1 protein-coding gene is annotated in these 1,569 nt (G+C 42.4%); it reads left to right on the plus strand.

From position 1 onward, the window contains the following. Positions 1–64 precede the first annotated feature (64 nt). Positions 65–1,507 (plus strand): carboxypeptidase regulatory-like domain-containing protein, encoded by a 1,443-nt coding sequence (locus tag CDZ78_RS20180; protein ID WP_087871553.1) that lies wholly within the window; start codon positions 65–67, stop codon positions 1,505–1,507. Positions 1,508–1,569: the final 62 nt, after the last annotated feature.

Raw genomic sequence — 1,569 nt, forward strand, 5'->3', positions numbered from 1 at the left:
TTAATGTAATTTAATACTTAACTGGGGGGATTTATGTAAAGGTAGAGGTCAGGTGCTCTGACCTTTGGTAAGTGCACATTTCAGTTTGACTGATGGTGCATCAGTTAGCAGTGATAGCAACGGAAATTTCACACTGGTTTCATTGCCCAGAGGGAGTTATCAAGCGGAGGTTAGTGCGAATAAATATCAAACACAAACGCTTTCATTTGAATTTTCCGCTGGTTTAAGTGGTAATCTTGGTGACCTTGTTTTATTTCCTGTGAGCGATGTTTCAGCACCTAATGACTTAACCATATTGGGTGTTGTGCTTGACGGCGTTAGTGGCCTGCCAATTCAAGGTGCTATTGTGGAAATAGCCGAGCCTATGCTGGACATGATTAGCGATGAACAAGGTCAGTTTTTCATTGGTGAGTTGACAGTACTGGAGATAGAGTTAAGTATTTCAGCTGAGGGATATACTAGCCAAAGCTTTACATTATCTGCAAGCGGATTTGGTGAAATTAAACAAAGCTTTGTCTTGCCACCTGCTAATGCTAATACTGGACAGATCAGTAGTATTCTAACCGGATTGATAAAAGATAGTCTCACTGGATCGCCTATACCTGATGTAACAGTGCATTTGGCTGATGGCTCTATCAGCACAAGTAGTGACTCATCAGGTCAGTTTGTATTGAATGATGTATCTGAATTAGTTTTTACTGTGCAGGCATTTGCTACGGGTTATCTTGAAACAGAGCAGCAAGTGACAATTTCTAGTCATGGCAGTTATACACTGGATTTAATTTTAACGCCGTTAACCTCAAGTATTGGAGATCAGTTCCAGATTGTTGATTTGAATGCTCCTCTCGAGACGGCAGGTGCAAATGAAATTCGTTTATTTGAAACTGTGGTGGCAAATTTAACCGATCAGCCGAGCGAGGCTTTAATTATCGGTGATATAGTAAATGCCAGTGGTGAAGTCGTAGCCACGGTAACACCGTATTTGTCTGGAACAACCGAAATTGAAAGTCACTTTTCTTTTGATAAGCAAGAAAACAAAGTGCTGACCATTCCATGGTCTACAGCACAGCATGCTCCAGGAATCTATCAGCTTGTTCTTCGGTTAGTTGAACCAGACACTATAAGCAGATCACTTCCAACAGCTGTGGTTCTGGCCGAAAATCAGGTTAATACAAGCATACAAACCACTACGTCGTTTGCTGGAACACTTGCTATTCAGCCTCCAATCACTCAAGCGGGTACGCAAAATCCCATTCTACTGGATGCCTTGATTGTGAACAGTGGTAATGTCCTATTGGGTAATGAGATATTACAACTGAGCATACATGATCCTCAGACTGATGAATTACTACATCAAGTAGCGATACCGATTAATAATATGGCGGTTAGTGATCATTTGCCGGTTTCTTTTGGGAAGTGGATACAGACATCTGAAGGGGATTTATTGATCATTCGCTGCCAGCCATGGAGAGCGAACGCGAGGGCTGGTAGTCCCCAGAAGGCGTAGGGCCGTTGTTTTGTCGGAATCGTAGCGCTAGCGTAGGTGGAGACAAAATAAAAGGCATTCCG

The sequence above is a fragment of the Bathymodiolus platifrons methanotrophic gill symbiont genome (genome assembly GCF_002189065.1).
Taxonomy (GTDB): domain Bacteria; phylum Pseudomonadota; class Gammaproteobacteria; order Methylococcales; family Methylomonadaceae; genus Methyloprofundus.